At 74.5% G+C, this 20,596-nt stretch carries 14 protein-coding genes; 3 read left to right on the top strand and 11 right to left on the bottom strand.

Going from position 1 to position 20,596, the window contains the following annotated elements; translation table 11 throughout:
* Both AB0F56_RS10815 and AB0F56_RS10810 read left to right on the top strand, forming a co-directional pair.
* Positions 1-432 (top strand): thioesterase family protein, encoded by a 432-nt coding sequence (locus AB0F56_RS10815; protein ID WP_362006721.1) that lies wholly within the window; start codon positions 1-3, stop codon positions 430-432.
* Positions 429-1,076 carry a hypothetical protein gene (locus tag AB0F56_RS10810; protein ID WP_362006718.1) on the top strand — a complete coding sequence of 216 codons (648 nt, stop codon included), beginning with the start codon at positions 429-431 and terminating at the stop codon, positions 1,074-1,076. The genes AB0F56_RS10815 and AB0F56_RS10810 overlap by 4 nt, the downstream gene beginning before the upstream one ends.
* Before the next feature lie 22 nt (positions 1,077-1,098).
* On the opposite strand, the gene AB0F56_RS10805 is transcribed toward AB0F56_RS10810, so the two are convergent.
* The 4 genes from AB0F56_RS10805 to AB0F56_RS10790 form a co-directional block, all read right to left on the bottom strand.
* Positions 1,099-2,052 carry an ABC transporter ATP-binding protein gene (locus AB0F56_RS10805; protein ID WP_362006715.1) on the bottom strand — a complete coding sequence of 318 codons (954 nt, stop codon included), beginning with the start codon at positions 2,050-2,052 and terminating at the stop codon, positions 1,099-1,101.
* Entirely contained in the window at positions 2,049-4,856 is a 2,808-nt protein-coding gene (locus AB0F56_RS10800) for an FtsX-like permease family protein (protein WP_362006964.1), read from the bottom strand. Before AB0F56_RS10800 ends, AB0F56_RS10805 begins: the two co-directional genes overlap by 4 nt.
* A gap of 158 nt (positions 4,857-5,014) precedes the next feature.
* Positions 5,015-8,380 (bottom strand): ABC transporter permease, encoded by a 3,366-nt coding sequence (locus tag AB0F56_RS10795; RefSeq protein WP_362006712.1) that lies wholly within the window; start codon positions 8,378-8,380, stop codon positions 5,015-5,017.
* A 188-nt stretch (positions 8,381-8,568) separates the two neighbouring features.
* Positions 8,569-8,973, bottom strand: coding sequence for a globin (locus AB0F56_RS10790; RefSeq protein ID WP_315893251.1), 405 nt, complete (start codon positions 8,971-8,973; stop codon positions 8,569-8,571).
* 120 nt (positions 8,974-9,093) lie between these two features.
* Here AB0F56_RS10790 and AB0F56_RS10785 point away from each other — a divergent pair, with 120 nt between their 5' ends.
* Positions 9,094-10,068 carry a methyltransferase domain-containing protein gene (locus AB0F56_RS10785; RefSeq protein WP_362006709.1) on the top strand — a complete coding sequence of 325 codons (975 nt, stop codon included), beginning with the start codon at positions 9,094-9,096 and terminating at the stop codon, positions 10,066-10,068.
* Between the two features lie 17 nt (positions 10,069-10,085).
* On the opposite strand, the gene AB0F56_RS10780 is transcribed toward AB0F56_RS10785, so the two are convergent.
* The 7 genes from AB0F56_RS10780 to AB0F56_RS10750 form a co-directional block, all read right to left on the bottom strand.
* Complete coding sequence (locus tag AB0F56_RS10780; protein WP_362006707.1) at positions 10,086-11,246, bottom strand: FHA domain-containing protein; 1,161 nt, start codon at positions 11,244-11,246, stop codon at positions 10,086-10,088.
* A gap of 41 nt (positions 11,247-11,287) precedes the next feature.
* Entirely contained in the window at positions 11,288-12,622 is a 1,335-nt protein-coding gene (locus AB0F56_RS10775) for a VWA domain-containing protein (RefSeq protein ID WP_362006704.1), read from the bottom strand.
* Between the two features lie 55 nt (positions 12,623-12,677).
* Positions 12,678-13,991, bottom strand: a complete 1,314-nt coding sequence (locus tag AB0F56_RS10770) for a PP2C family serine/threonine-protein phosphatase (RefSeq protein WP_362006702.1) — start codon at positions 13,989-13,991, stop codon at positions 12,678-12,680.
* Positions 13,992-13,993: 2 nt separating this feature from the next.
* Positions 13,994-16,510: a tetratricopeptide repeat protein gene (locus tag AB0F56_RS10765; RefSeq protein ID WP_362006962.1), complete on the bottom strand. Its 2,517-nt coding sequence runs from the start codon at positions 16,508-16,510 to the stop codon at positions 13,994-13,996.
* A gap of 11 nt (positions 16,511-16,521) precedes the next feature.
* Positions 16,522-17,823 carry a hypothetical protein gene (locus AB0F56_RS10760; RefSeq protein WP_362006700.1) on the bottom strand — a complete coding sequence of 434 codons (1,302 nt, stop codon included), beginning with the start codon at positions 17,821-17,823 and terminating at the stop codon, positions 16,522-16,524.
* Between the two features lie 15 nt (positions 17,824-17,838).
* Positions 17,839-18,798, bottom strand: a complete 960-nt coding sequence (locus AB0F56_RS10755) for a glutamate ABC transporter substrate-binding protein (protein ID WP_362006960.1) — start codon at positions 18,796-18,798, stop codon at positions 17,839-17,841.
* A gap of 110 nt (positions 18,799-18,908) precedes the next feature.
* Positions 18,909-20,204, bottom strand: coding sequence for a hypothetical protein (locus tag AB0F56_RS10750; protein ID WP_362006957.1), 1,296 nt, complete (start codon positions 20,202-20,204; stop codon positions 18,909-18,911).
* Positions 20,205-20,596: the final 392 nt, after the last annotated feature.

Genomic DNA, 20,596 nt, shown 5'->3' with positions numbered 1-20,596 from the left:
GTGCGACATATCTACAGCTGTCCCCTGCGCTGGTCGGACATGGACGCCTTCGGGCACGTCAACAACGTCGTCTTCCTGCGGTACCTGGAAGAGGCGCGGATCGACTTCATGTTCCGGCTCGCGCCGGGCGACGGTTCGCCGTCGTTCTCCGGCGGGTCCGTCGTGGCCCGGCACGAGATCGACTACGTGCGTCCGCTGGTGCACCGGCACGCGCCGGTCACCATCGAGTCCTGGGTCACGAAGATAGGCGCGGCGTCCCTGACGATCGCGTACGAGATCAAGGACCCGGAGACGACGTACGTACGGGCCTCGACGGTCGTCGTCCCCTTCGACCTGGAGGCCCAGCGGCCGCGTCGCATCTCCGCCGAGGAGCGGTCGTTCCTGGAGGAGTACATGGACGACGGGATGCAGGGCGGGGCCGCCGCAGCATGATCGCGCCGCTGCACTTCGCCGACGCCAGGGAGGCGGCGGACCTCGCCGCCTTCCTGGCCCGGCTGATCCACTACGACCGCGCCGCCGCCGTCCGCCTCCAGGCCGGTGGCGGCGCGCTCGCCGTCTTCGGGCGGCCGCCGTCGTTCGAGGTGCTCGCGATCCGTACGGCACGCCTCGTCGACGCCGTGGAGCTGGACGTCACCGTCTCCGCCGGTGAACTCCTCGAAGGCATCGAGGAGTCGGCCGGCAAGGCCGTCGTCCCCGACGCCGTCACCGGGCCGCCCTGGGCCGGCGTCCTGCCGCCCCGAGGTGGCTGGGAGCCGGTCGCCGGACTGCCCGGCGCGGCCGGTCTGCGGGGCGCCGTCGCCGTCGCCGTCGCCGAATTCCGGGCGCGGGACGAGGAGTTGCCCGCGGAACGGCGCACGCGCGCCGAGCGGGACCGGATCGGGCGCGAGATCTGGTCGCGTACGGTCGAGACGACCGGGCTTCCGCTGCGCGCCGTCCACGCCGCGCAGTCCCTCGGCTTCCTGCCAGGAGAGGGGGTGCCGGTGGCCCTGCTCGCCTCGGGTCCGTGGCTCCGGCTCCGTACGCCCTACGGGTCGATAGCCGTACGGACCCTTCCGTCCTCCCTGCCCTTCGCCTGAGCCACAAGGCGAAGGACGGCGCTCAGCTCTTCTTCTCGTCCGGCCACACCCCGATGTGGTCCTGCTCCAGCTCCAGAAGAACGCGGTGCTCCATCCCCAAGGACTCCGTGTACTCTGCCGGGAGTTGCAGCCTCCCCGCGCGGTCGAGCATCGCGTACTCGCGGGACACCAGGGACTCCTGGCCCTCCGCGTCGACCTCCGTGCGGCGCAGCACCTCCGAGGACGTGCGGCCGTCGCGGATGGCGACCGTGCGGCGCACCTCCGAGGCGACCGCCTGGTCGTGGGTGACGATCACGATCGTCGTGCCCAGCTCCTCGTTGGCACGCCGGAAGGCCGCGAAGACCTGCTCGCCCGTCGCCGAGTCCAGCTCGCCCGTCGGCTCGTCGGCGAGCAGGACCGAGGGGGAGTTGGCGAGCGCGACGGCGATCGCCACCCGCTGCTGCTGGCCGCCGGACATCTGGTGCGGCCTGCGGTCCCGGCAGTCCGCCACCTCCAGCATCGCGAGCAGCTCCTCCGCCCGCTCCGCCTTCCGCCTGGACCGCACCCGGCCGCCCCGCAACTGCATCGGCAGCGCCACGTTCTGAGCGGCCGTCAGGTACGGGAGCAGGTTGCGCGCCGTCTGTTGCCAGACGAAGCCCACCACGTCCCGCCGGTACCGCAGCCGTGCCTTCGCGTCCATCGCGAGCAGGTCGCAGCCCGCGACCTTCGCCGCGCCGGCCGTCGGCACGTCGAGGCCGGCGAGGATGTTCATGAGCGTCGACTTGCCGCTGCCGGACGCCCCGACGAGGGCCATCAACTCGCCCTCCCTGACGAGCAGATCGAGACCCTGGAGCGCCTGCACCTCCACGCCGTCCGTGGTGAAGATCCGGACGAGCCGATCGCAGGCGATCAGGGCGTCGTGCCCGTACGAGGGCCGGTCCCGGTGCGCCGTCGCCCGCTGCTCCAGCTCGGCCAGCGTGGTGTCGGTCGTCGTCATCGTGCGTCTCCTGCCCTGAGTTCCTTGATCGATCCGGTACGGGCCGACCACCACGCCTGAAGCCCCGCCGCGAGGGCGGCCAGCAGCACCACGCCCGCCGCCGGAAGGACCAGCGACCAGGCGTCCGCCCGCAGCGGCGCGGTGTCCAGCGTGGCGATCCCCGGCGGCGCCGCCAGCGAGAGCCGGACCAGGTCCACGCCCGGTGCGAGCAGCAGGATCGTGGCCCAGCCGACGAGCGTGCCGCCGACCGCCGCGAGCAGCGCCTGCGGCAGCGCCTCCAGACCGAGGAGCCTTCTGCTCTGCCGCCGCGTGAGGCCCATGGTCCGCAACCGGGCGAGCAGCGTGGCCCGTTCCGGCGCGGACTGCATCAGCGACAACAGGAGGGCGAGGACGGCGTAGCCCGCGCCCGCCCCGATCGCCGCCAGGTAGATCCGCTCGGCGCCCTTCTGCATCGGCGAGTCGACGTAGGCCGCGCGCCGCTCGGCCCGCAGCACCACCGCGAAGTCCTTGGAGTTCGCCGCGACGGCCTTCCGGAGCGCCGCCGCGTCCAGCGCCGGCCCGGAGGCCAGCACGACGGTGTCCTCGCCGCGCGGCAGGTCGGCGCTGTTGACCAGCAGGAAGTCCTGCTCGGGCAGGGCCGGCGTGCTGGTCCGTACCGCCACGACCCGTACGGCGAACTCGCCGGCCGCCGCCACCAGGTCCCGCGGCTCGGTCCCGAGCCGCTCCGCGACCGCGGGCGAGGCGATCGCCGGCAGGACCGGCTTGCCGCCCGCCTTGCCCGACGACTTGAGCAGCCCCGGCGGGAACGGGCCGAAGCCGGTCCGGCCCGCGAGCCGGTTGTACGACTCCGGGTCCACGCCCACCAGGGCGGTCGTCCGGAGTTCCGGCGACAGGCCCGTCCCGCTCGGCAGTTCGACGCCGTACTCGACCTGGGCCGTGGTCATGTCCGTCACCCCCGCCGTCCCGCGCACCGCCGTCGTGAGCCCGTCCGTGAGCGGCACCAGGTCCGCGTTCCCGGTCACCCGTGCGTCCGCTCCGGTCTCCAGGAGCGCCGCCCGGTCCCGCGCGTCGGCGACCCCCGCGAGCACCGAACCGCCGAACGCGGCCGTCGTCAGCGCCACCAGCAGGGCGAGCAGCGGCAGCACGCCCGTCGCCGAGGAACGCCCGGCCCGGGCGAGCGACAGGAACCCGACCGCGCCCCGCAGCCGGCGAGCGGGCCGGGCCGCCCACCGCAGCGGCAGCGGATACAGCCGTACGAGGACGAGCGCGGCGATCAGGGCGACGAGCACCGGAGCCGAACTCACCAGGTGGTCACCGGAGTCCCCGGTGCCGCGCCGGCGCAGCGCGACGACCGCGCCGACGGCCAGGACGAGGACGGTGAGTTCGGCGACGGTACGGCCCCGGGAGGGGCGGGCGTCGACGAGGTCCTCGCGCCCGCCGTGGGTGAGCGGCTTGCGGTGCAGGAACAGCGCCCGCAGGGGCAGCGCGAGCGCGGCGAGCAGCGCGACCGCCCCGGCCGCGGCGAGCGCGGGCAGGAACCGCGCCTCGGGGAAGGCGAGGACCGCGAGCAGCAGCCCGAGCGCGGCGGCGGGCAGGGCCAGGACGGCCGTCTCGCCGAGCAGCCGGATGCCGATCCCGGTCAGCGAACCGCCGCGCGAGCGCAGCAGGGCGAGTTCGGCGGCGCGTCGTGCGGCGAACAGGCCGCCGGTCATGGCGAGGACCACGGCCGCGACCGCGCCGATGCCGAAGGCGGCGACGGTGACCACCTGCGTGATCGCCGACCGCATCCCGTCGTACGCCTCGACGATGTCGTCGAGGCCGGTGGCGGTCGAGGCGGTCCCGCCGACGGTCTCCCTGATCCGCACCAGGTCGGGTCCTGTGGCGACGGAGGCGAGGACGGCGGTCAGCCGGGGTTCGTCCTGCGCGGTGAGCTCGCCGACGTCGGGGGCGAAACGCCAGTACACCTCGGGCTCGCCGGGGCTCGCGAGGATCGTGGTGGTGCCGGTGGGCGGCAGCAGCAGGCCGGCCTGCCAGTAGAAGTAGGTGCCGCCGCCGCTGACCTTCGACGCGAGCACCGGGGTGCGCAGGAGCGTGTCGGCGGACCAGTAGGAGCCCTGGGGGAGGCGGGGTTCGACGATCCCGACGACGGTCAGGGCGAGCGGCTCCTTGGCGAACAGCTCCGGGACGTGGACGACCGAACCGACCTTCAGGCGCAGCGACTTCGCCGTCTCCGCGGTGACGGCGACCTCGCTCGCCCGGCCGGGCTCGGCACCGGTGGGCAGCCTGCCCTCCCGTACGGTCGTGTGGCGGTCGAGCTCCGGGACCGTGGTGAGGGTGAACTCCGGGGGCAGCCCGGACGGTTTCGGGAGCCAGGGGTCGAGCCCGGCGACCCGCTTGGTGGTACGGACGCCGTGCGCCGACTGGGTCGGGTCGACGCGCAGCGGCGCGGGCAGCAGGTCCCGCAGCTCGGCCCCCTTCCGCGCGAGGTGCTCCGGAGACACCATGTCCGCGCGGGTCTCCGGGGGGAGGTCCCCGGTCGGTTGTGCGGCGGTGATGTCGAGGACCGTGGTGCTGGGCCTGGCGGTCACGATGTCGTGGCGCAGACCCGATGTCTCGTACCGGTCGACGGTCCTGGGGAGCGCGGCGGCGAGGAACGCGGTGACCAGGACGAGGAGCGCGAAGGCCGCTGCCGTCCCCGGCGCGGTCCGCAGCCGGGTCCGCACCCAGGGCGCGACGGCGCGGGCGGGACGGCTACGGGGGCCGGCGGCCGACGGGGAGGCCGATCGGCCGTCCTTGCGGGGCATGGTGTCGGTCGCCTTCCTTGCCGAGGCCGTGCGGGTCGTGTCGTCGACGGAGGCCTTGGAGGTCGTGTCGGGGACGGGTTCCGAGCCGGTCGTGTCGGCGACGGCTTCCGAGCCGGTCGTGCCGTCGTCGGCCGACTCGCCGGTCGTGTCGCCGCGCTTCACTGGTCCCCCTGGTGGCGCAGGGTCACGACCGGGTCCGTGCGGCGGAGCGCGATCCCGGCGACGATCAGCAGCGGCAGCGCGGCGACCCCGGCGAGCAGCAGGGCCACATGACCGGGCGGAAGTTGGACCAGGACGCGCGGGACGGGCTGGGCCGCCTGACCGGTCAGCACGATCAGGGGCACGACGGCCCGGGTCAGTACGGTGCCGAGGGCCACGCCCACCAGGAGGCCGATGCCCACGAGCAGGCCCTGTTCGGCCGCGATCAGCCGGGCGAGCTGGCGGCGCGGGGCGCCGAGCGCCCGCAACACCCCGAACTCCGCCGACCGTTCACGCGTCGAGCCGGCCGCGCTCACCGCGAAGCCGACCGCCGCGAGCGCCGCCGCGGCCGCCGCGACGGCCATCAGCGCCACGTTGGGGCCCGCGCCGAGCGGGTCGCCGAGCAGCTCGGCCGCCGCCTCGTCCCGTACGAGCACCTGGGCGGGGTCCGCGTCGGGCCGGGCGCGCAGGGCGTCGGCGACCTCGCCGGCGCGGCCTGGCGCGGTGGTCAGCCACCACTCGGTGGGCGCGAGGCTCGCGGTGGGGTCGGTGGAGAGGAAGGTGTTGGCCGCCCGCAGGTCCACCAGGAGCGCGCCCCCGTCGTCGGGCGTGGCGGCCGGGGCGCCCGCGGTCACGGCCGTGGCGCCGGGGCCCGTGGTCGGCAGCTCGCGGGCCGTGCCCACGATCGTCACGTTCAGCCGCAGACCGCCGAGGGACACCTCGACCTGGTCGCCCTTCTTCGCTCCGGCGGCGGTGAGGAAGGCGTCCGTGGCCACCCCGCTCAGCGTCTTGGGCGGCGCGGGGCGCGGGGCGGTGATCCGCAGGCCGTACTCCTGCTCGCCCCACATCGGGTCCGGTGTCGTCGCGCCGGCGGACCAGCCGGCGGTGAACCCGACCGTGTAGGGCGTCGCCCCGGCGGTACGCCCGGTCAGCGCGACGGGCTTCTCGGGTTCGCCGTCCTCGACCGCCTGGTAGTGGGTGGGCCAGGAGGCGAGGGAGCGCACGGCCTCGACCGGGCGCTCGGTGCCGTCCTCGTGGCGGGAGAGGAGCCCCTCGATCGCGAAGGTCTGCGGCCCGCCGCTCCCTTCGAGGACCGTCCCGTCGACTTCGACGCCGGTCAGCCTCATCGGCCCGACGTTCCGGGTGCCCTGCGGCGTCGCGGCGAGGTCGAGCGTGAGCCGGTGGCGCTGACCGTCGGAGGGCAGCCGGCCGGCGAGCCTGCGGTACGGAATCCCGTACTGGTCCTCCACGACGACCGTCACCTGGACCGGCGCCGTGTCGCGCGGCGCCGTGCGCCGCAGGTCGAGGGCCAGGCCCCGGGTGCCCTTCGGCAGCGCGATCCCGGATTCCGCTTCGTCCCGGCCCGTGAGCGAGGACAGCAGCCGGCCGGTCGGGACGTCCGCGAGGTCCTCGCGGAGCCGGAAGTCGTCGGCGGCGTGCTCGATGTCGAGGGCGAGGACGGTCCCGGTGCGGTTGCCCGCGAGGCTCGTCGTGGAGCGGTGCGCGGGGGCGACCGAGCCGACCCCGGGCAGCGCCGTGAACTGCCCGGCCTGCGCCGGTTCGGCGGCGCCGTTGGTCAGGACCCGTACCGCCGTCCCCGTACGGAAGTCGGCCCGGTCCTCCTGCGAACGCTCCCAGGAGGCGCTCTGCCCGATGGCCAGCATGCCCATCGCGACCGCGAGCACGAGCAGCAGCACCGGGCCCGCGCCGCGCAGCGGCCGACGGCTGAACTGCCAGCCCGCGAGCGCGGCCGGCAGCCCCCGGCCGCTCGCGGCGCGCCGCTCGGCGAGCCGGGCCGTGGGCGGCAGCAGCCGCAGGGTCAGGACGGTACCGGCGAGCAGCGCGAGCGCAGGGGCGGCGACCAGCAGCGGATCGATGCCGAGGGCGCCCGCGCGGTCACCGGTGAGCGCCCCGGAACCCCCGTCGACGGAGTCCACGCCCTCGGCGCCGCCGGTCTGCCGGTCGAGCTGCCAGTACGCGACGGCCGCGACGACCAGCAGGCCGACATCGGCCCCGGCCCGCACCGGCGCCGGCAGGGACGCGGCCCGCTTCTTGCGCAGGCTGACGCCCGCGCCGTCCCCGGTGCTCAGCGCGGGCGCCACGACGGCGGCCGCGCAGCACACGGCGACGAGCGCCGCGACCAGCCACACCTGACCGAGCGGGATGTCGTCGAGCCGGACCCCGAGCGCGCCGAGCGCGGAGCGGTCCGCGAGCAGCCGGGTCAGCGGCCCCGCGAGCAGCGGGGCGATCACGGCGGCGGGCAGCGCGAGCAGCAGCGCCTCCACGGCGGCGAGCCCGGCGATCCGGCGCCGCGAACCGCCCCGGGCCCGCAGCAGCGCGGTCTCCCCGGACCGCTCGGTGCTGAGCAGCCGGGCGACGAGCAGCAGGGCGTACGCGGCGAGCAGCACCAGCTGCACCGCGACGATCATCAGCGTGGAACGGGAGACGAGCAGCGCCCGCTCGGTCTGCGCCAGGACCGTGGGCAGCGAGGTGCGCGCGGTGACGGTCGTGCCGAACGGAGCGGTGGCGGTGGCGAGCGCCTTCGGCTCGGCCGAGGCGGCGGCACTCAGGGCGGCGATGCGCTCGGTGGTGACGCCGGTGTAGTCGGCGGACGCCATCCAGGACGTCTCGCCCGAGCTGACCCGCCCGGCGGCGAGCACGGCGGGGTCGGCGAGCAGCGGGCCGTACGTCGTGAAGACGACGGTCTTCACCCCGCGGCCGCCCGCCGGGTCCAGCTGCCAGTAGAGGTCGCTCTGGTCGACGGGCCGGTAAAGCCCGGTGACCCGGGCCCGCACGGGCTTCCCGCCGAGCCGGTCGGCGAGGTCGAGGAGGGTACCGGGCCTGATCCGCAGCCGCTTCGCCGCCTCTTCGGGGACGGCGACGTCGATGGTGGACCCGTTCGCGCCGGTGCCCGGCCAGGCGCCCTTGACGAGCGCGAGCCGCGACCGGTCGAGGGCCGCGACATGGGTGAGGTCCGGTTCGCCCTGGCGCGCGGCCGGGCTCTGGAGGGTGCGGGGGAGTGCGTACGGGCCCGAGCGCTCCAGCTTCCGTACGCCCACCGGCAGCCCGTCGAAGGTCCGGCCGGCCGACGCGCGCACGGCGGCGTCGGCGCTCTCCCGCTTGTCCACCGGCACCTGCCCGGTGACGACGAGCGCGGCGCCGGGCGCGGCCCGGCCCTGGAGGGTGCCCTGCAGGGCGGCGTTGCCGATGGAGCCGGAGAAGGCGGCGAGGGAGGCGAGGACGGACGTGGTCAGGAGGACCGCGAGGAGCGCGGCGGCGAGCAGCAACCGGTGGGCTCTGACACGCAGCAGTACAAAACCGGTCACGCATCCCCCTGAACCCCGCCGAACGTTCGTCCGATGTTTTCAGAGGGCACGTGCCGCTGGAAACCGCTTGCAGGCGGACCTTGACTGGATCGTGACCGTTATCCGGCGTTCACACTCCGGAATCTGTCAGTCCGCGCCGTCAGGCCGCGTGCCGGGTCATTCCGCGCCGGATCCGTCCGTTGGTGCCGTCACTCCGCGGTGTTCACCATGGAGGCCGCCGCGTACGTCAGGTACTTCCACAGCTGACTCTCGTGCTCGGGGGCGAGACCGAGCTCGTCCACCGCCGCGCGCATGTGCTTCAGCCAGGCGTCGTGCGCGGCCCGGTCGACCTGGAACGGCGCGTGCCGCATCCGCAGCCGGGGGTGGCCGCGGTTGTCGCTGTACGTCCGGGGGCCGCCCCAGTACTGGATCAGGAAGAGCACGAGACGCTCCTCCGCCGGTCCGAGGTCCTCTTCCGGGTACATCGGGCGCAGCAGGGGGTCCTCCGCGACCCCCTGGTAGAAGCGGCGGACGAGACGTCGGAAGGTCTCCTCGCCACCCACCTGCTCGTAGAAGGTCTGCTCCTGAAGCGTGCCGCGCGGAATCTCGTTCACCGTTCCATCGTCTCAGATGCCCGGGCCGAGGACCGGAGGTCCAGGACTCCCGGACCCGAGGGTTCAGGACTCCCGCCGGGAGCGCTCGCCCCACCACCCCGCACGCAGGACAGTGGAGGCATGGGCGCTCAGCGGGACGACTACGCCGATGCGGGCGCTCGGGCGCGACGGGCGCTCGTGCGGGAGATTGAGGCGTACGGCGTGCTCCACGACCCCGCCTGGCACGCGGCCTTCTCCGACGTGCCCCGGCACCTGTTCGTCCCCTACTACTACGTCTCCGGGTCCGCCGGCTACGAACGCCGCTGGTCCGGCGACCCCGACCCGGCCCGCCGCACCCGCTGGCTGCGCGGGGCCTACCGGGACGTGCCGCTGGCGACCCGGGTACGGGACGGGGAGCTGGTCACCTCCTCCAGCCAGCCCTCCCTCATGGCCCAGATGCTGGAGGCGCTCGACGTGCGAGACGGGGACGACGTCCTCGAGATCGGCGCCGGCACCGGCTACAACGCCGCCCTGCTCAGCCACCGGCTCGGCGGCGAGCACGTCACCACCGTCGACATCGACGAGGAGATCACCGAGTCCGCCCGCGCCCATCTCGCCGCCGCCGGGCACCGGCCCGCCGTGCTCACCGGCGACGGCGCCCGGGGCTGCCCGGGCCGCGCCCCCTTCGACCGGATCGTCGCTACCTGCACCGTGCCCTCGGTCCCGTACGCCTGGCTCGCGCAGTGCCGCCCCGACGCGCTCGTCCTGACCCCGCTCTCCACGGGGCTGCTCCTGCTCCGGGTCGGCGACGAGGCGCATGCCGAGGGGCGCTTCCTCGCCACGTCCGCGTACTTCGTCGCCCTGCGCGGCGGCAACGCCCGCTTCCCGCGCGGGCGGCCGATGGGGCTGCCCCGGCACGTCTTCGAGGACGACCGCTTCCAGTTCCTGCGCACGCTGACCGAGGAGACCCTCGACGTGCGCGAAGCGCTCTCGCTCTGGCAGCGCGAGGGGCGGCCGGAGCGGGAGCGCTTCGGGGTGACGGTGAGTGGCGGTCGGCAGTGGGCCTGGCTGGACGACCCGGAGGGGCCGTACGCCTGGCCCCTTCCCGCCGGCTGACCGGGACGCGCGCTCCGCTATCCGCGTCGGATCGTGATCGTCGTCCAGGCGCCGACGTGCACCCGGTCGCCGTCCTGGAGCTGGACCGGCACATAGGGCTGAATCGGTTCCTCGGCGCCGTTGATCGTCGTGCCGTTGGTGGAGTTCTGGTCCACCACGGCCCACGAACCGTCCGGCTGCTGCACGAGCACGGCGTGCTGGTGCGAGACGCCCGGGTCCTCCGGCGGCACCGACAGGTCGATGTCCGGGGACTCGCCCGTGGAGTGGCGGCGCCGGCCGATGCTGATCTGGTTGCCCTGGAGCGGCAGGTGCTGTGCGGGGGAGTACGCGGGCAGGTTCAGGCCCGTCGCCTCCGGACCGCTGCGCTGCATCATCGCCAGGAAGTAGTCGCGGTCGGGGCCGATGTACGCCGACCAGCCCCCGGCGGGCCGCGGCGGCTGGTACTGCGGCTGCGGGGCCTGCGGGGCCTGGCTCTGCGGGGACTGCGGAGCCTGCGGGGGAGCCTGGTGCTGCGAGGGCGGGGGCAGCACCCAGTCGTCGCCGCCCGGCGGCGGCCCCTGGTGCTGCGGGGGCGCGGGCGGCGCGGGGGCCTGCGGCGGCGCCTGGAAGAAGGACGGCGGCGGCGGCGGTCCCTGCTGGAACCCCTGCGGCGGCTGCATCTGCGGCGGCGGCGTGGGGTCGGCGGAGAGCGGCTCGGCCGGCCGGTTCATCTGCGAGGGCCGCGAGCCCTGGTACTCGTACGGATCCGGCTGCGGCGGTTGAGGCTGCGGCTGCACGGGCCGGGGCGGGGTCTGGAAGCCGGGCGGCAGGTTGAGCCCGGGCGGCGGGCTCTGTTGCGGCGTGGGCGGTGCCACCGGCGTGTACGAGGTCGCGGTGTTGGTCAGGAAGTTCCAGCGGCACTCCTCGCAGAACGGGGCCATGGCCTCGCGCGGGGTGCGGCACTGCGGGCAGAGCTCGGCCTGGGCGGTCGCGTTCGGGTCGTAACCCCCGGGACCGGGCCCCTGGCCGGGAGCACCGGGAGCGCCGGGGCCGCCGGGCCCCGGGTAGCCGAAGGCGGGCGGCGGCGGGGGAGGCGGCGGTACGGCACCCGCCGGCGCACCCGCCCCGGTCATGCGGTGTCCGCAGACCTCGCACCAGTCGTCGGAGACCGACTGGTGTCCGTTCGGGCAGGTCGGCATGTCGGTGCTTCCCCCTCTCGTCGTCCGGCCCCCTGGCCGGGCTACTTCTTGACGCGAACCGTCTTGGTGGAGCGGGTCTCGAGAGTCATCTCGTCCGCTTCCGCGACCTTCGCCTTCAAACGCACAGTACCCGTCGCCGCGTCGACGACGTCGACCACCTTCGAAAGCAGTTTCGCAGTGTCCTCGTTGCCGGAAGCGGCCGCCAACTGCACCGCGCGCCCCAGCTTGGCCGTCGCCCCGTCGTGGTCCCCGGACTTGCGGGCGTCCAGCCCCTGCTGGATGACCTGCGCCAACTCGGCCTGGCCCGTGTAGTGCGCGACCTGCGGATTGATCGACGTGGACATCGCCATGTCGTCCGTCCACACGGCCCGTACGAGGCCCTGGCCGAGTGTCGTCGGGGTGCCGCCGAGCCGGTCGGGGACGATCAACGAGACCCGGGCGGCGAGCATCTCCTGCCCGATCCCGGCCTGCGGGACCCGCACGCAGACGTGGTAGTCGCGGGACTCGTCGCCCCACGAGCCGGTGGGGTAGTCCCCGGCGCGCGGCCCGGCCTCCGTGCGGCGCGCGGTCAACTCCGCGACCGTCGGGGCGACCTGCTTGACGAAGACGATCTCCACACCGACCGGGGTCCACAGCCGGAGCGCGACCTCCGCGACCTCCTTGCCCATGGCGTTCTCCACCATCACCGTGAAGTCCGTGGCGAGGCCCTGCGGATCGGCCACGATGTCGGCCGTGCCGAGCAGCGCCGAGGCGATCCCGGTGACCTCCTTGACCTCCCAGTCCGTACCGACACCGCGCGCGTCACAGGTGAAGCGGCCCGCGCAGGCTTCGAGCGCGGCGCGCAGGTCCTCGGGCGCCTCGTGTTCGTTGCGGCCGTCGGTGAGCAGGATGCCGTGCCGGATCGACACGTCGGCCGAGCCGAGCAGCCGGTCGGCGAGGCTCAGCCAGGTGCCGATCGCCGTACCGCCGCCGGCGCTGAGCCGGCGCAGGGCGTCCTTCGCCTGGCCGCGGGTGGCGGGCGAGGCGACGGCGAGCCCGCCGTTGCCGGGGTAGACCTCGTTCGCGACGTGCGTGCCGGCGACGACGGCGAACAGGGTGCCGTCGCGCAGGGCGTCGATGGCGGCGGCGGTCGCGTCCCGGGCGCCGCGCATCTTGGTCGGCGGGTAGTGCATCGAACCGGAGCAGTCGATCATGATCACCACGGCCGCGCCGCTGCTCGCGCTGTTACCGCCGAGGCCCGCGCCGCGGCTGGTCCCGCCGCCGGTCGAGGAGACCGTGACGATGGCGCTGACGTCCCGCCCGCCCTCGGGCAGGAACTCGTTCTGGTACACGTCCACCGAGAACTGGGGCGCGTGCGACTTGGAGAAGTTCGCCATGGGTTGAGGCTCCTCGACAAACAAGTGTGAAGGGGGACAGAAGGCCGGCGACCGCTCAGGCCGATCCTGCCCCTTGTGGAGAGAGGGTGAACGGCAGCAGCGCCACTGTTACGTTGTCGTGGCCACCGCCGTCCAGGGCGTGGCCGACCAGGACCTGGGCGCCGTGCAGCGGTCGCCCGGCGGCGTCCGCGGGCACCACCCGGGCCATCTCGTCGGCGGCCTCGGCGTAGTTCCAGAGCCCGTCGGTGCAGACCACGACCACGCCCGGCCGGTCCGGCTTGAACGCGGCGGTGTGCGGCTCCAGTTCGTACGCGTCGGCGCCGAGCCAGCCGGTGATGGCGTGGGCGCGCTCGTCGGCGTACGCCTCCGCCTCGTTCATCAGGCCCGCCGCGACCATCTGGGCGGCCCAGGAGTCGTCCTGGGTCAGCCGCGCGGGCGGCGAGGTGCGGTCGTCCGGCACCCAGTACGCCCGGCTGTCGCCGACCCAGCCGACGATCAGCAGGCCGTCGGCGACGATCGCGCCGACGATCGTGCAGGCCGGGGCGTTCTGGTGGCGGTGCGGGTCGTGGTCCTGGCCGTCCTGGCCGGGCTCCTCGGCCAGCGAGTTGACCGCCTCCGCGGCGGCGACGATCGCCTCGTGCATGGCCTGCTGCGGGTGCGTGCCGCGCGGCAGGGCGGTGAGCAGCGCCTGGCCGGCCGCGCGGGCGGCGGCGGCCGAGGCCTCGTCGGGGCGGGTCGCCGAGGAGACGCCGTCGCAGACGATCGCCAGGGAGGCGGGGGAGCCGTCGGGCAGTGCGGTGGCCGAGACCGCGAACGCGTCCTCGTTGCGGTGGTGGCGCAGGCCCCGGTCGCTGACGGCCGCGACCGAGGAGAGCTCCTCCTCCATGTGGTCGCGCTCGCGCGGCTGGGCGTGCCCGCAGTTCTCGCAGTACCCGTCCGGGTCCACTGCCCCGGACCGGCAGGCCACGCACAGCTTGGCCCCGGCGGGCGTCCCGGCGGGCGGGGTGGCGCTCTGCGCGGCGGCGGCCCGCGGGTCGGGCGCGGCCAGCGTGAAGTCGCCCTCCTCCGGGGCCGCCTTCGGGGTGTCCGTGCGGACCGCCATCGTCGGCAGGTCACGGCCGCCCGAGTCGGTGCCCGGGAGGTCGCCCGGGTGCTGGGTCGCCGTGGTGAGGGAGTTCGGGTCGCGCGCCGGGGGGTCGGGCCAGGCCACGGGCGTACCGATGGCGACGGTCGGACGGTCCGGCCCCGCGGCCGCCTCCGGTACGGCCGTGAGGTCGTGGCCGCACGCCCCGCAGAACCGGTCGGCCGAGGCCGGCGGCTCTCCGCAGCCCGGGCAGGCGGACAGGTCGTGCTGGGGCAACTGGGACATACTCACACCCACGTCCGGGGGCGGAAACGGTTGGCCCGCTCCACCAGTTCGATCCTCTCCTCGCCCCGCTGGGCGAGCCGGGCGAGCACCCGGTACGAGCGTTCGAGGCCGAAGCGCAGCCCGCGCTCGTCCAGTTCGCTGCCGAGCAGCCGCGCGCCGTCCGGAGCCGCGCCGGGACTACCGGAGAGTACCCAGTCGAGCGCCGAACCGAGGACCTCCGTCGACAGCCGCTCCTGACGCACCGCGTCCAGACCGAAGTCCTGGAGCGCGGAGACCTGCGCGGCGGCGGCCGTCAGGTCCGCGCCGAGCGGCTCGTGCGCCGCCCGCCGGCGCAGCCGCGCGCGCACCGCCGCGACCCGGGCCGCCGTGTAGTGGATCGACGCCTCCGGTACGGACTCCAGGGTCCCCACGGCTCCGGTACGGTCGCCGGCCGCGAGCCGGACCCGGGCGAGCCCGAAGGCCGCGCTGACATGGTTCGGGTCGGTCGCCCACACCAGGTGGTAGTACTCGGCCGCGTTGTCCAACTGGCCGAGCACCTCGGCGCAGATGCCGAGGGCCAGCTTGGGCGCGGGCTCGCCGGGGAAGGCGTCGTAGATCGCGTCGAACGACAGCGCCGCGTTCTCGTGGTCGCCGGTCACCAGCGAGGTGATGCCCCGGTACCAGACGACCCGCCAGTCGTCCGGGTGCCGCTCCTCCAGCGTGGTCAGGGCGCGCCCGGCGGCGCCCGGGTCGTCCATCTCCAGGCGGGCCCGCAGCTCGCGCAGCCGCAGCTCCAGGGAGGGGGCGGGCGCGGTCTGCAGGGCGCCGATCAGCTCTGCGGGCGCGGAGGCCAGCAGGCCGGCCAGGAAACCTGCGTTGGGGTCGGTCGGGTCGACGCGCGGCACGGGCAGCGCGAGCGCCGCGGCCCGCCCGTCGAGCGGCGCGAGGAAGGGCCCGTCCGGTACGGCTCCGGGGGCGAGCGCGCCACCTTGAACCGGAACCGGAACCGGCGCGGCCGGCAGGGCCTTGCGGCCGCCGCGCGCGCCGCCGCCCGTCCGGGCGCCGAGGGCCGAGACGTCACCCGTCAGCTCGGTGAACAACTCCGTGTCCGTGACCCGCAGTTCCGTCCCGAACAGCGTCGAGAGCGCCGGGCGCGGACGGCCGGTCTGGAGGGCGACGACCTCGCGCAGGACGCCCGTCAGCTGCTCCGCCATCTCCTGCGCGGAGGCGAAACGGCGCGCCGGGTCGGGGTCCGTCGCCCGGACCAGGAAGCGGTAGAACGACTCGTAGGTCCGCAGGACCTGGACGTTCTCAGGGTCGGGCAGCGAGTCGACGAAGACGTTGGTGTAGCCCTGGAAGTCGAAGGCCAGCACGGCGAGCGTGCGCGCCACCGTGTACAGGTCGCTCGCCACCGACGGACCGACCTCGGCCACCTCCGGCGCCTGGTAGCCGACCGTGCCGTAGATCGCGGACTCGTCGTCGTCCATCCGCCGGACCGCGCCCATGTCGATCAGCTTGAGCTGGTCCTCGGTCTGGATCGCGTTGTCGACCTTGAAGTCGCAGTACAGCAGGTTCCGGCTGTGCAGGTGGCCGAGCGCCTCCAGGGCCTCGATCCCGTACGCGCAGGCCTGCTCCACCGGCAGCGGGTCGCGCCGGCCGTCCGGCGACCGGCGGTCGTTGGCGATCTCCTTGAGCGACTTGCCGCCGACGTACTCCATGACGATGTAGCCGTCGAGGGAGCCGGTCCGCGGGTCGAGGTGCTCGACGAAGTTGTAGATGCGGACGATGTTGGAGTGCTCGATCTCGGCGAGGAAGCGGCGCTCGGAGATCGCCGCGGCCATCGCGTCCTGGTCGCCGGTGTCGAGCAGGCCCTTGAGGACCACCCAGCGGTCGGAGACCGCCCGGTCGACCGCCAGATACACCCAGCCGAGACCGCCGTGCGCGAGGCAGCCCACGACTTCGTACTGCCCGTGCACGACGTCCCCGCCGGTCAGCTTCGGCACGAAGGAGTACGGGTGGCCGCACTTGGTGCAGAAGCCCTCCGTACGGCCCGCCCGCTCGCCCCGAGAACGGCCCACCGGGGCGCCGCAGTCGGAGCGCGAGCAGAATCGCTTCCGCTCGGGAACCTCGGGGTTCTCCATCACCGCGGCGCGCGGGTCGGGGCGCGGCACCTCCGGGATCGTCACCAGGCCCGCGCCCAGCCGGTTGCGGCCGGACTGCGCCGTCGACGAGCCGGAGCTGCGCACCGACACCGAACGGCCGGTGGAGCCGCCCGACAGCGAGCGCGAGAGCCGGCCGGAGACCGAGCGGCGCGAGGTCGAGGAGCGGGAGGAGCGCGAGGAGGCCCGGCCCGAGGCCCGCGAACTCGACCGCGACGCACCGGACTCCTTGCCGGACACGGCCATGCCGGTCGGATTGGACTGGAGCATGCCCCCGGACGAGACGACGGGGGCGAGCCCACAGGTGTCGCAGTACAGCTCGCCGCCACCCATGTCCTCGTACGAACCCTCGCAGGAGGGACGCTGACAGCTGCTCACCACGGACTCCCCGCTCACCACTGGTTCCCCCTCACGTCTCTCGGGCCGGACAGCACCTCGGCCGCCGCGTGCTGGTACCGCAACACCGCCTGCTCGGCGACCCGCAGGTCGCAGGGCGCGCTCCACAGCATTCGGCGCGCCGCGTCGTACCGCTCGATCAGGAGCGGATCCTCCGCCGCGCCGAGCCGGGCCACCTTCGCCTTGTACGCGTCGAGCCGGCCGCGCAGCTCGGCGCGGACGGCGAGCGGCGCGGTGACGGCGGTCAAGGACGCGCGGGCGCGCTGCAGTTCGTCCTCGGCCTCCACCTCCAGGGACTCCAGGAGCGGCGAGAGCCGGTGCCACTGGGCGTGCCTGCGGTACTCGGCGGCCGTCGCCAGACGCTCGTGGAGGACCGTCGGCGGGCCGCTGACGGCCGGCACCTCGGAGGCGGCGATCTTGGCGAGGACCTCGCCGCGCGCCACCCGTGCCTCGGCGAGTGTCCGGTCGGCACGCGAGAGGACGTCCCGCAGCCGCAGCAGCCGCTCCTCGGAGTCCTGCCGGACGGCGAGGACCGCCTCGATCTCCCGCCGGATGTCCTCCAGGGCGCGCGCGGCCCGGTCGTACCGCTCGGTGTCGGGACGGCCGCCACCCGGCGCCGAACTCCCGACGGCGGGCCGCCAGAAGGCCAGCGGGTCGGTGACGACCTGGGACCGCAGCGTGGTCAGCTCGGCCGTGATCGACTCCAGCTCGTCGCCGGCCGGATGCTCTCCCGGCCGCACCCCGACGGAGTGCGCGAGCGAGCGCGTCCGGCCCAGCTCGGCCGCGAGAAGGTCTATCCGCGCGGGCAGCGCGGACCAGACCGCGTCGGCCGTCACCACCATGTCGAGCGAGGACGCGTACAGCTCGTTCATCCGGGCGACGAGCCGCTCCAGGCTGAACCGCTCGGAGAGCCGGGCGGGACCGGTCAGCGTCGGCGCGGCCGGCGCCTGGGCACCGCCCGCGACGAGCACGCTCTCCCCGCGCAGCCGGTCGGTCAGCTCCACGAGGTCCTCGCGACTGGCCCAGCGCCGGCGCGCCCGCAGCTCACGGGCGCCGTACAGGGCGCCGGTGTACGCCTCGAAGTACGTCCAGAGCAGGGTGATCGTGCGCTCGGTGGTCTGCCAGCGGTCCCGGGTGGTCCCGGTCAGCTCGGCGCCTTCGAGCAGCCTGCGGCCCGCGTGGTCCTGGAGCGCCAGCAGCGAGTCCTCGATCGCCTTGTGCTCCGCGCCGAGCCGCGCCAGCGCACGGTCCACCTCGTCCCGGTCCATCACAGGGCCGGGGGTGCCCGCGACGCCCATCGATCACCTCTCGCTCTACTTGTACAGGGGTGCGGGCGGCCCGGGTATCCCGGGCAGGTCCGCCTTCAGCCAGTCGTCGTACGCGGCCTGCCACGCGCTCTTGCGGTACTCGACGAGGACCTGGTTGACCCGGCGGACCAGGTCGTCGTTGCCCAGCTTGGCGGCGACTCCGTAGTACTCGGTGGTGAACGGCTCGCCCTTCAGCTCCACGGCCGGGTCCTGCGCGGCCTGTCCCGCCGCCAGCGCGTTGTCCGTGACGACGGCGTCCACCTCGCCCATCTGGAGCCGGGCGAGGCAGTCCAGCTGGTTCGGGACGGTGTACAGGTCCTTGTCCGCCTTGGTGCCGTCGCCCTCGTCCTTGAAGGTGGCGCCGAAGGAGTTCTTCTCCAGGGCTTCGTACGCCGTGGAGCCCTCCGCCGTGCAGACCCGCTTCCCGGCGAGGGAGGAGTCGTACCCGGTGATCGTGGAGTCGTCCTTGGCGGCCAGGACCTGCTGGCCGGCCTGGAAGTAGGCGGTGGAGAAGGCGACCTGCTGGATCCGCTTGCAGTTGATCGTCATCGTGCGGACGACGAGGTCCACCTTGCCCGAATCCAGGGCGGCGACCCGCTGGTTGGTGGGGATCGTGCGGTAGATGATCGCGTCCTCGCTGCCCAGGAGATCCTTGGCGATCGCCTTGGCCAGCGTGATGTCGAACCCTTCCAGCTGCCTGCTCTCGGGGTTGAAGTACCCCCAGTTGTAGCTGTTCTGGTCGACGCCGACGACGAGCTTGCCGCGCGCCTTGATCGCCTGGACGGCCGGGCCGTCCTGGGTGTCCGGGGTGAGCGAGGCCTCCGGGTTCTGGCAGGTGTCCGCCTTGACCTGGACGCCCGTGCCGACGCCGGGGCCGGTCACCTGGGGCGCCGCGGCGGAGTCGCTTCCGCCGTGCGCGAGCGGCAGCAGGGTCAGCGAGGCCGTGAGGCCGCAGGCCACGGCCATCGCGGCCACCCCGCCCCAGCCGCGCGGGCGCGCCAGGGGGCGCCGACCGCTCAGGAGCGCGGCCATGCCGTGCCTCGCGCCGTCGACGCTCTTCCGCATCCCGCCCCCTCTCACCGGTACTCCGACAGCCTGCGGTTGATGCCCATGATCGCGCCCGCGGCGCCCAGGGCGCCGAGCGCCGCCGCACCGAGCGGGAGGGCGGTGAGCGCGCCCCTGCCGCCCTCGGCGGCCTGGGTGAACTCGCGCTGCTCGTGGTCGAGGGCCTTCTTCAGCGCCGCGTCGACCTGGTCGAACGTCTGCCCGGTGGACTCGTCGGGGCCGGCACCGGAGTCGTCGGGGCCGACGACGCTGACGCGCGCGCCTTCGTAGTCGCCCGAGTCGTCCTTCTCCCGGGCGCTCTTGTGACGTGTCTGCCACTCGGCCGTACGCTCGGCGGCGGCGGCCAGCGGGTCGCGCCCGGCGTCGTCGTCGGCGAGCTCGCGGGCCTCGGCGAGCGAGTCCGTCAGGGTCCTCATGCTCGCCGCGTAGTCGGTCTCGTACTTGTCGTTCTTGCCGTCGTCGGTGAGGACCGCGCCCCGCGCGACCAGCGTCAGGTTCTCGTTGGCCCGGGCCTTCAGGGAGCTGATCCGGGCGGTGTTGAGGACCTGGAGCGAGCTCTGCCCCTGCGTGCGGGCGTCGTCGAGGCCGGCGCGGGCGACGGTGTGCGCCGCCGCCAGCCAGAGCAGTACGACGACGGAGGCGGCCGTCGCGGCGAGGAGTCCCTGGTTGAAGACCCGGTTCGTCCGCGCGTACGTGCGGCGCTGGGCCCAGACCAGGACGGCGAGGACGGCGATGCCGAGGGCGAGCGAGAGGAACGGCCAGTCGCGGGCGTCCTCGTCGTCCTGGGCGAGGCGCGCGGTCTCCGCCTCGTAGAGCCGCTCGGCGGCCGGCAGGAGCTGCGTGGTCATCAGCTGGTTCGCGTACCGCAGATAGGCGCCGCCGAGGGGCAGGCCCTGCCGGTTGGCGGCGCGGGCCCGCTCGATCAGGCCCGTGTACTGCGGCAGTCGTTCGTTCAGGACGGTGATCTCGCGGGCCGACTGCGCCGAGCCCTCGGTGCTCGCCGCGGCCTTCACCAGGAGGCGGGACGCGGTGCCGATGTCGTCCCTGTACCGCTTCTGGAGGCCGGCGGGGTCCCGCTCCTTGGAGAGGAAGCCGCTGGCGGCGGCCGTGTCGGCGTCGGCGAGCGAGCGGTAGATCGCGGCGGCGTCGGCGCTCAGCGGCTGACTGCGGCTCACCACGTCGTCGGCCGAACCGGCCCGGTCCGACACCTCGTAGGCGGTGACGGCCCCGAACGCGACGACCAGCAGGGCCAGTACGGCGCCCAGGATCTGCAGCCTGCCCGGCTCCGTCGTGGCGGCGCGGCGCAGCACCACCCGGACCTCGCCCCAGGCCCCGCGGCCGCCGGGCGCGGCCGCGGGCGACGAGCCGGGGGAGGTGGAGACGACGTAGGCGGCGGCGGGCGACGCGCCGGGCGGAGTCGCCTGCGCGGGCACACCGCTCCCCGGGCGCACGGGCGTGGAACCCGCTGCCGAGGCGGCAGGCGCATTCGGCGGGTGTGTCAACGTGGCCTCCCCCTCGGTCCGACGTTCCCGGCCAGCAGTATGGCGTCAGGGACCCTGCCCGCACACCAGGATTGACTGGATCTTGTTTCTATCGTGCCCCATCGCGCGCCACCCCCGTGGGCGAATCCCCTGCCATGAATACGCTTTTCGGACGCGATCGGTTCCCTCGCGCGCCTCCTCGAACGGGTGAACACCCG

This window comes from Streptomyces sp. NPDC026092 (assembly GCF_040638605.1).
Lineage (GTDB): Bacteria > Actinomycetota > Actinomycetes > Streptomycetales > Streptomycetaceae > Streptomyces.
This window is presented reverse-complemented; position numbering and strand designations above follow the sequence as displayed.

What these genes read in the sequence shown, in the direction of transcription:
- AB0F56_RS10810 (WP_362006718.1), top strand. Translation starts at nt 429, where the DNA reads ATGATCGCGCCGCTGCACTTCGCCGACGCCAGGGAGGCGGCGGACCTC.
- AB0F56_RS10805 (WP_362006715.1), bottom strand. Translation starts at nt 2,052, where the DNA reads ATGACGACGACCGACACCACGCTGGCCGAGCTGGAGCAGCGGGCGACG.
- AB0F56_RS10800 (WP_362006964.1), bottom strand. Translation starts at nt 4,856, where the DNA reads ATGCCCCGCAAGGACGGCCGATCGGCCTCCCCGTCGGCCGCCGGCCCC.
- AB0F56_RS10785 (WP_362006709.1), top strand. Translation starts at nt 9,094, where the DNA reads ATGGGCGCTCAGCGGGACGACTACGCCGATGCGGGCGCTCGGGCGCGA.
- AB0F56_RS10780 (WP_362006707.1), bottom strand. Translation starts at nt 11,246, where the DNA reads ATGCCGACCTGCCCGAACGGACACCAGTCGGTCTCCGACGACTGGTGC.
- AB0F56_RS10775 (WP_362006704.1), bottom strand. Translation starts at nt 12,622, where the DNA reads ATGGCGAACTTCTCCAAGTCGCACGCGCCCCAGTTCTCGGTGGACGTG.
- AB0F56_RS10770 (WP_362006702.1), bottom strand. Translation starts at nt 13,991, where the DNA reads ATGTCCCAGTTGCCCCAGCACGACCTGTCCGCCTGCCCGGGCTGCGGA.
- AB0F56_RS10760 (WP_362006700.1), bottom strand. Translation starts at nt 17,823, where the DNA reads ATGGGCGTCGCGGGCACCCCCGGCCCTGTGATGGACCGGGACGAGGTG.
- AB0F56_RS10755 (WP_362006960.1), bottom strand. Translation starts at nt 18,798, where the DNA reads ATGGCCGTGGCCTGCGGCCTCACGGCCTCGCTGACCCTGCTGCCGCTC.